Below are 8,787 nucleotides of genomic sequence, written 5' to 3' on the forward strand. Positions count from 1 at the left end.
CTTTTTTGTGAGTGCTAGTTTGTCGGTTGTAATCTTTTACCTGAGTAACCCTACTCTTCTAGCTTGGAAGGCTTAACGATATACCCTTGGAAACCATCAAAGTGGTAATCTTTTAATAACTCTAATTGTTTTTCGTTTTCGACGTGTGTCGCTATAACTTTAATATCTAGGTTGTGAATTGTTGTACATAAAGAACCCACAAAATAAGCGTCTGATTGGTCGTTCACTGCAATCTCTGTGTAACTGTGGTCTACTTTCACATAATCGGGGTGAATTCGTTGTAGATACGCTAAAGACTCAAAATGACGACCTACTCTGTCAATCCCAAAACGAATACCTAACTCATTAAAATGGCGACACATTTGTTCTGTGTTCTCTCGGTCATTAATAATCGAATCTTCATTAAACTCAAAGGCTATTTTCGTTTTTACCTCTGGCTCGTGTTTTAGTTTGTTGTACAGCCATACAATAAATTGATGGTCCTGCAGTGCCGACATACTAATGTTAATCGCAAAGGGTCCCTTATCACTCTTTTTGGCAACATCAATCATGTATTGAATAACACGCTTATCAAATCGACTACCTAAACGATATTCGTTGAGCACAGAAACAAAAGTGCCTGCAGTAACATTGGTTAAATCCTCTAAGATAAGGTTGGTAAAAATCTCGTAGTGATCAGGTTCTTTGCTCTTGTAGGTAAAAACCGGCTGGTTCAAAAACACAAATGCGTCTTTGGCCAAAGCGCGCTCTATACCGTCTTTGATTTCCACACGGGTATGAATGTGACCTGATTCTGGCGTAATTTCTATAACTTTAATACCACCAAAGTTTTCCCGCGCGTCGTGTAACGCTTTGTCTGCATAAGCTAAAATGTCATCCTTGTCTGCCTTGTGTGACACTTTAACGGCACCAGCATTAAAGATTTGATTCACTGAGAACATTTCACGGATCTCTGGTGAATTAAAATAAGTGCTCAATTGCTTTAACTTTTGTTCAACTTTTCTAGCGTCAATTTGCTCAATGATAACGGCAAATTCGTGTTCGGATACGCGACACAAAACTGTGTTTTCTTTGTCGTCAAAAACCGTATCAATAAAGTGACCAATAACCACAATTATCTCATCGCGGCGTTGCCAGCCATATTCTCTGGTCAAGTCATCAAGCCCTGCAATATCGATAAAGATCAGCGCCCCGTTACTAGAGTCCACCAGCCAGGCATTGAGCCGCCGGTCAAAATAACTTCGGTTACCAAATCCCGTTACAGAGTCGATATAAGCGGCTTGTTTTAATTTTTCGTGAAGTCGCGCTTTCTCTTCAAATTGCTCTTTTAGTCGAGCGCTCATTTGATTGACAGCCTCTGTCACTTCACGAAGCTCTCGAGTACTTGGCAAGGGAAGTGGCTCGCCAAAGTAATGATCTTGAATTTCGCGAGCTTTTTGTTGAATTCGAGTTAGCGGCTTTAATACGACATTGATGCCGTAAGCGCAAATAAAGGCCACGAGTACCCCTAAGCCACCTAGCCACATACAAGTGCTGACAAATGAATCCCAAAGCTGTCGATAAGCTAGCCCAGGGTGACCGCTAACAAAAATTTTACCGACTTGGCTCCAACCATTGGTTACTTCGTTTTCAATGTACGGAATGCGCAAAAAGTCCAAATCAATAAACCACTGAGGTACACCATCTACTGTTATTGGGTGCTCTTTGACAATTGTTTCACCGCTTTCGTATATAGTGACTTCGATTTTCTGATAATAGCCACCATCAAAGTAAGCATTTAATGTCGAGTCAATCATTACCTCATCGGCCGTTGCCAGATGCGGTGAAATAGCCATAGTTAGCGACGTCGAAACATTATTGAGGTCAGACTCTAGTTGATTGACCAAGTATTCACGTGTCGAATCAAATTGCAGCCACAGCACACCCATCAAGTTTACGCAAAACGTGATTAGTATGACGACTAGCAACTCTTTAAATAATGTCATTCAGACCTCTTTCGCCTTCTTTGAGATTAACTCTTGAACGCTTCTAAACTGTAACGGTTCGACAAGTTGTCCCAATCTTTTAAACTCTTACCCGACGTGGCCGTTTTACCCTGGCCTTTCTGCTTGTTGATCCAAAGTTGTTTACCATTAAAAGATATAATCGGAACCAAGTCTTTGCGCTTAAACGCCGGCTTGATTTCTCCATCAATGTTATCGAGGATCAGTGGAACGGCGGTTTTGGTTGGGTAATAAGCCAAAACCATATGAAATTGATTGAGAGTAATTGACTTGACGTAGATAAGGCGAAGCTTATCGATTGGAACCCCGAGCTCCAGCAGAGTAAAATACTTAGCAACCGAAAAATCTTCGCAATCACCACCGCGCAAGCCTATAAACTCAATCGGCGTCGCCCAATAATTCTCTTGTCCCCATAACTTTATGTCATCGACAAACTCGAAATAGTTAAAGAAACGGTTCACAACTTGTAACTTTTCTTTCTCTGGTAACCCTTTTTTCTCAGCTATGATTTTTCGCCACGCAACCATTCGTTTTACCGCGTCTTCGTCATATTTATCACGCGTAAACGCAATGAGCTTGTTAAGGTCTAACTCCTCCCTGGAGAGACCTATTAAAGAGTAGCTCAATAAAATTACTGTGGTTAGTAAACCAATAATTTTTGTCATTAATTAAGTGCTTAATTGTCTTACCAACCTGCATCTTTGGCTTCTTCAATCGCATCTTGACTGTTTTGCTCTTTTTCTTTGGCTTGTTGTAACTCTTCCATCAAGAAAATGTTCCATTTGAGTTTATTAGCCATTTCTTTGGTTTGAGCAATAACAGTGACACGACGATTAAGTGCGTTTGCATCGAGCAGGTTAATATCTTTTTGTTTTTCGACTTCGAGACTCTCGGAAAGAACGATTTCGACTCGACGATTAAGCTCATTTGCCTGATCACTGATCTCATCCATTACCGGTTGAGTCTCACCTCTACCGTAAGCTTCAATATAATCAGGATTGATGCCGTATGCATTAACTAAAAGTTCAGCAACGGCTTCTGCACGTCGGGCGCTCAAACCCAAGTTGTAGTTTGCATCACCTGTTAAAGAAGCGTGACCCACCACTTTAACCTGTTTTGCGTTATAGGTGTTGATAAATTGTGCAACCTCTCTTACGTTTGGTAAGTAAATTGATTGAATGTCGCTCGAATCAACCTCAAACCGGACCGTCACATTTTTGGTGATTTGTTGTATCTCCATAACTGGACAACCGTTTTCATCAACTTCGACGGTAAATCCAGAGTTGCCACATTGGTCAAACTCGTCTAATACCCCGTCTTGGTCTTTATCATCTGGGTTTTCTGTCGAGAAGTTTTGGGCGTTATCGTACTCAGCGACCTTGTCGCCATCGAGTAACTGAGAGCGTATATTGGTTAGTGGTACTCCGGTTTGTGAGCGCAAGTAGTCTGCAACCGCAGAAATTCGTTGTTTGGCTAAATATTCATTTAGTAACAAATCTCCGGCGCTCGTTGTATAACCTTGAACCGTAAATTCCCATTGCTTGTTGATAGCCAAACCATTCAAGTATTCAGTCAATTCCAGTTGCTGACTCGGACCTAATTCTAATGAGCCTTGATCAAATTCAACGTCGTGATCTAAATCGGTTTCGTTTAGATGTTCCACTGTGCAACCGTAATTATCTACAAGTAGGTCAGTTCCTGTTTCTTCACACTTCTCTCTTGCTACAATCACGCCATCTTTATCTGCATCTACAAGACGTTGCTTTTTCTCTATTGGCAGCTGTCGCCACTGATCCAAATCTTTGATGGTCGTATTACAGCCAGCTAAAGCTATCGTGGTCAAAAGAGAAATTAAGAGCGGTTTTGTCTTAAACGTTCTCATTACTGCTCTCCTAATACTTGGTAGTCACGCGCATCAATTTTTAAGTTATCCAGTAAGGTGCCCATGGCATTAAATATTCGATAATGCGCAACTAGTGCTGTTTGTTCAGCATTTACGTAGCTTTTTCTAGCTTCAAATAACTCATTTTCGGTATCGAGTAAATCCAAAAGCGTACGACGCCCTAAGGTGAACTGTTGTTTGTGGGCTTGCAACGTGGTGTAACTAAATTCGACATGCTGGCGTAGGTATTCGAGTTGTTCTTGAACGTATTGGTAACTGCTCCAAGCAAACTCAGCGCCCTCTATCACCTGAAATTCAGCGGAAGTACGCAAGTTGAGTGCCTGCTCTTTTTGATAAACGCTTTTTTTCTCAAGTTCTTGATCGGCAAAACCATTAAATAAATTGTATGTGACATTTAACGAGATTCGAGACTCATCAACATAATTGTCACCATCATTATTGTACTCGGTTGAAGAGTGCTCAAGGTTTAATGTCACCCTTGGGTAATAGTTTGCTCGATTACCGTCAATTTGATGATGCGCGGCTTTTACATCTGACATTGCCGCTATAATTGTTGGGTGCTCGACCTTCGCGATTTCTAGGAAAGACTCTTTGTCTTGAGGTAAACCGTCTAGGTCTGGCTTAGGCATGACTAAGTCTTGAGGCGCCTCACCGACTAACCTAAAATAGGATGCTCTAGCATCTTGTAATTGGTTTTTGGCGGCTAATAAATTTGCATTCGCTCTGGCAAGTCGGCCTCCAACTTGAGATAAATCGGACTGAGATCCCAAACCACTGTTTGTACGCTCTTCTATTTGGGCATAGATGTCTTTGTGAGAGGCTAAGTTACGCTCTGCCAATTCTAACAGCTGCTGAGCGGCTATATAGCCAGTATAGGCCCGGGTCACCTCTAGTGCTCTGTTTTCAGCGTCAGACAATAGGGTAAAAAACTCTGCTCGAGCTTCCGCTTTTGTCCGACTGATGTTTTCTTCCGTGAAAAATCCATCAAACAGTAACTGCTCTATCGTCACTCCATACTCAACCGGCTTAATTTCTTCATCTTCACGGCCGAGACGACTTTGAGCATTGTCTCGCTTACCAATCCCCAACTCTAAATAGGCATCTGCTTTTGGATACCAGCCGGATTTGGCAATTTCGACATCTTTTTCCAAGCTTTTGTACTGATAAAACAAAGCTCTCAATTCTGGGTGTATTTCGAGTGCTTGAGCAACCGCCTCTTCCAGAGACTTAGCTTGAGCGCTGCATGCCACAGTGGCTGCACAAAATACAAATACGGTACTTAACGACGGTTTTGATATCATCGATGGCTCACTCCTTACTTTTCACGCATTGCATTGTGCTTTGCACGTACAATTGGTTTGAGTAGATAGTCTAAAACCGTCTTCTTTCCCGTGATTACATCAACATTAGCTGTCATCCCAGGGATTATAGGTAACGGTTTGTTATTACTATCTAAATAACTCTCTTCTGTTCTTACTTTAATGTAGTAGTAACTTTCATCTTTTTCATCTTTTATGGTGTCGGCACTGATATGTTCTACTTTTCCTTTTAAACCGCCATAAATCGCAAAATCATAGGCACTTAATTTGATGATGGCATCCAGGCCGGGACGTAAAAATGCAATGTCTTTCGGGTCAATTTTGGCTTCTACCAATAAACTATCTTCAACCGGTACTATCTCAATTAAATCCATGCCAGGTTGAATAACGCCGCCCACTGTATTGATTTTTATGGTTTTAATGGTGCCATTGACAGGTGATGTAACCGTTGTTCGCTCTAAGCGGTCTTGCAGTGACACCAACACTTCATCTAGGCTATTTAGCTTATCTTGTGCTTCTGCTAACTCTTTTTGTGCCTCTGTACGAAATTTAGAAAATTGCTCATTGCGTTTTCGTTTGGCTTCTTCGATTTCAGACTTTAATTTAGGGATGAGTAACTTGGCGCCCTCTAGCTCACCTTTTACTTCGTTGCCAGCACGCTCAAGTTTTATCACTTCAACTTCAGAGACGACGCCGTTACGAGCCAGAGGCACGGTTATTTCGATTTCTTTTTTAACCAACTCATAGCTACGCTCCAAAAACTTAACCTTAGAATTTAGTTCATCCATCTCTGCTTGTTTTTGGTTGATTTGCTGCTCAAGAATACTAGTACGGTCAATGAGGCCTTGAATTTCCTCTTGGTATAGACCGCGTTGTTGGTTGACCACTCCGGGATCTAAATTGGATGGAAAGCTTTGAAACGGTAATGAGTCATCACCCTCAATCAGCTCTTTAAGTTGCTCTTGAGGCATCACCTTTACTTGTTTTATTTGTGTTTCTAATCTGTGAATACGCGCTTTTAAGCTATCACCTTGTGTTGCTTGCTCACGGTATTCAGACAAAAACTGTGTACTGTCAATACTTAAGAGTTTTTGGCCAGTTTCAACCAACTGCCCTTCAGACACGGCGATTTCCTTTAAGATGCCGCCTTCTAAGTTTTGGATGACCTGAACTTGCTGCGATGGGATCACTTTTCCGGTCCCTACTGTTACTTCATCTATCTCTGCAAAACCTGCCCAAATGATACTGATGGTGATCACTAGTAATACTAAGTACAACACTTGCCTGGACTTACGAGGACTGGTTAGTAGCAGTGCCGCATTGATGTCCTTCATATACTTGAGGTGCTTTTGGTTAATTTCGTTGTTTGACATTAACTCGCCCCCTTGCCAGAACTTTGACCTTTGCTTTGGCCAGTATTTTGAAGTTTTTGTAAAACGGCTTGTTTTGGCCCATCGGCGACAACGCGCCCTTGTTCAATCACAATGATGCGGTCCACTAAATCAAGCATACTGAATTTGTGTGTGATCAAAATAAACGTTTTATCCTGTACCAAACTGTTTAAATTTTTTTTGAGGTTTTGCTCTGAGTAACTATCCATGTTGCTCGAAGGTTCGTCTAACACCAGTACTGGAGGGTTGAACAACAAAGCTCTAGCAAGGGCGACAGATTGCCGCTGCCCACCTGATAAAAACGCACCACGTTCACCGACTTGGCGATCTAACCCTTCTGGGTGATTATCCGTGAATGAGGTAACTCCGGCATTGCGCGCCGCTCTTAAAACCAGCTCATCTTCTACGTGAGGAACGCCTAGAGTGATGTTTTCTCTGATGGTTCCATAAAACAAGTTTATGTCTTGCGGCAAGCAACCGACCTTTTGTCTTAAGTCAGCAGGGTTGATCTGCTTTATGTCGATTTCATCGAGGTAAATGGCTCCCTCAGTGGGCTGATAAAGCCCTAATAACAGCTTTTCGATAGAAGATTTTCCGGCGCCAATTCGACCTATAATGCCGACCCGCTCTTTTGGTTTTACGACAAAATTAACATTGTCGAGTACACTGGTTTCACTACCTGGATAGGTAAACGCCACGTTCTTAAATTTAACCGCACCATCTATGTACGGACGATGTAAAAACTTATCATATCGCTCAGATGGCATACTCATGAGCTCATCTAAAGTGTTAAATGCAGATTCAGCTTGGTTATATCTGGTTGCCAGTAAAGCGATGCTACTAAACGGCCCTAGAGCACGACTGGTCAGCATCACGCATGCGATAAGGGCACCCATACTGATGTTGCCTTCCATGATTTGATAAACGCCAACGACTATGATGATCACGGAAGTAAGCTGAGTATAAAAGGCCGTCATGCTTGATACTCGGGAGCTATAGCGTTTTATCCCTAAGTTCCATTCAGAAATTGCCCCAACTAACTCTTCGTAACGGCTTTGAAATTGACTCTCTGCACTATTGATCTTAATGCTCTCTGTGCCAGCGAGGGTTTCGATAAGATGCGCATTTTTTTGCATTGAAAAACGCGCGCCTTTCTCTACTTCAATTCTGATCTTGTGTTTCATGTAGAGTGAATACGCCACCATTAACAAGATCACTACAACAGGAATAAAGGCCATGGGGCCAGTCACAATAAAAATGATAGTAATGATTAACGCGGCAAAAGGAACATCAACGAAGGCAGCAACGGTCGCAGACGTTATAAACTCGCGAATCGAGTCAAACTCCTGAACGTTTCGGGCAAAGGCACCAACAGATTGAGGCCGACTGGCCATTTCGAGGTTGATGACTTTTGAAAATACCTCTGAAGATAAAAGGATATCTGCTTTTTTAGCCGCCAGCTCTAATAAGTAGGAACGAGTTTCTTTTAACGCAAAATCGAGTATCAATACCAACAACATGCCTGCGGCAAGTACCCACAAAGTATCAAACGCTAGGTTGGGTACTACTCTGTCATAAACGTTCATGACGAAGAGTGGTGAAGCAATTGCAAATAAATTGATAAAGAAGGACGCCACCAACACATCGCGATAAATCGGAAACGATTTTTTCATCACAGACCAAAACCAGTGCCCTTCTGCGTTGGTAAGAGTTTGTTCGCTGCGCTTGTCGAAGCGGTGCATTTTGCGGACAAAAAAACAAAAACCAACATAAAGCGACTCAAGTTTTTCAATGCTGATGGTATCCTCACCACCATGTGTCTCAGGCCAAACGATTTTGGCTTGATCCTTGTTTATCTCAAGTAAAACAATGGCTCGACCATCTTCTAGTAACAAAATGCAAGGTAATAATAAGTCTGAAATTTGGTCGAGGGATTTTTTTGAAAGGTGTGCATCCATCCCCGCTCTCGATGCTGCACGAGACACCAATTTAGGCGTCAATCGCCCGTTATCAAGGGGTAGCCCTGCCGTTAAAGCTTGGGCAGAAAACGGCTTGGCAAAATATTTTGCCATAAATATCAAACAATTGAGAAGCGGATCTTCTCGCTGTGCCTGAAAGTCTAACTCTTCCTTAAAACTCTTCTTCACTGTCATTCAATAAGCCCATGGAGG

Annotated in this window: 6 protein-coding genes; all 6 read right to left on the minus strand. The window is 42.1% G+C overall.

Translation table 11 applies throughout. The features are described from left to right. Positions 1 to 50: 50 nt before the first annotated feature. Genes J1N51_RS04140 through J1N51_RS04165 form a run of 6 tightly spaced genes read right to left on the minus strand, consistent with a single transcriptional unit; the run spans position 51 to position 8,769 of the window. On the minus strand, positions 51 to 1,985 hold the full coding sequence (locus tag J1N51_RS04140; protein WP_208832721.1) for a bifunctional diguanylate cyclase/phosphodiesterase: 1,935 nt from the start codon (positions 1,983 to 1,985) through the stop codon (positions 51 to 53). Between the two features lie 26 nt (positions 1,986 to 2,011). Beyond that, entirely contained in the window at positions 2,012 to 2,668 is a 657-nt protein-coding gene (locus J1N51_RS04145) for a transglutaminase-like cysteine peptidase (RefSeq protein ID WP_208832722.1), read from the minus strand. 20 nt (positions 2,669 to 2,688) lie between these two features. Then, the gene (locus tag J1N51_RS04150; protein WP_208832723.1) at positions 2,689 to 3,885 is read right to left on the minus strand and encodes an OmpA family protein; all 1,197 of its coding nucleotides are present in this window, start codon (positions 3,883 to 3,885) and stop codon (positions 2,689 to 2,691) included. Beyond that, complete coding sequence (locus tag J1N51_RS04155) at positions 3,885 to 5,207, minus strand: TolC family outer membrane protein (protein ID WP_208832724.1); 1,323 nt, start codon at positions 5,205 to 5,207, stop codon at positions 3,885 to 3,887. The genes J1N51_RS04150 and J1N51_RS04155 overlap by 1 nt, the downstream gene beginning before the upstream one ends. A gap of 14 nt (positions 5,208 to 5,221) precedes the next feature. Then, on the minus strand, positions 5,222 to 6,598 hold the full coding sequence (locus J1N51_RS04160) for an HlyD family type I secretion periplasmic adaptor subunit (protein ID WP_208832725.1): 1,377 nt from the start codon (positions 6,596 to 6,598) through the stop codon (positions 5,222 to 5,224). Next, positions 6,598 to 8,769, minus strand: coding sequence for a type I secretion system permease/ATPase (locus J1N51_RS04165; protein ID WP_208832726.1), 2,172 nt, complete (start codon positions 8,767 to 8,769; stop codon positions 6,598 to 6,600). The genes J1N51_RS04160 and J1N51_RS04165 overlap by 1 nt, the downstream gene beginning before the upstream one ends. Between the last annotated feature and the right edge of the window lie 18 nt (positions 8,770 to 8,787).

Source organism: Psychrosphaera ytuae, from assembly GCF_017638545.1.
GTDB classification, from domain to species: domain Bacteria; phylum Pseudomonadota; class Gammaproteobacteria; order Enterobacterales; family Alteromonadaceae; genus Psychrosphaera; species Psychrosphaera ytuae.

Bases quoted from the DNA above. Each gene is read 5' to 3' on its own strand.
- J1N51_RS04140 (WP_208832721.1), bottom strand. From the start codon at position 1,985: ATGACATTATTTAAAGAGTTGCTAGTCGTCATACTAATCACGTTTTGC.
- J1N51_RS04145 (WP_208832722.1), bottom strand. From the start codon at position 2,668: ATGACAAAAATTATTGGTTTACTAACCACAGTAATTTTATTGAGCTAC.
- J1N51_RS04150 (WP_208832723.1), bottom strand. From the start codon at position 3,885: ATGAGAACGTTTAAGACAAAACCGCTCTTAATTTCTCTTTTGACCACG.
- J1N51_RS04155 (WP_208832724.1), bottom strand. From the start codon at position 5,207: ATGATATCAAAACCGTCGTTAAGTACCGTATTTGTATTTTGTGCAGCC.
- J1N51_RS04160 (WP_208832725.1), bottom strand. From the start codon at position 6,598: ATGTCAAACAACGAAATTAACCAAAAGCACCTCAAGTATATGAAGGAC.
- J1N51_RS04165 (WP_208832726.1), bottom strand. From the start codon at position 8,769: ATGACAGTGAAGAAGAGTTTTAAGGAAGAGTTAGACTTTCAGGCACAG.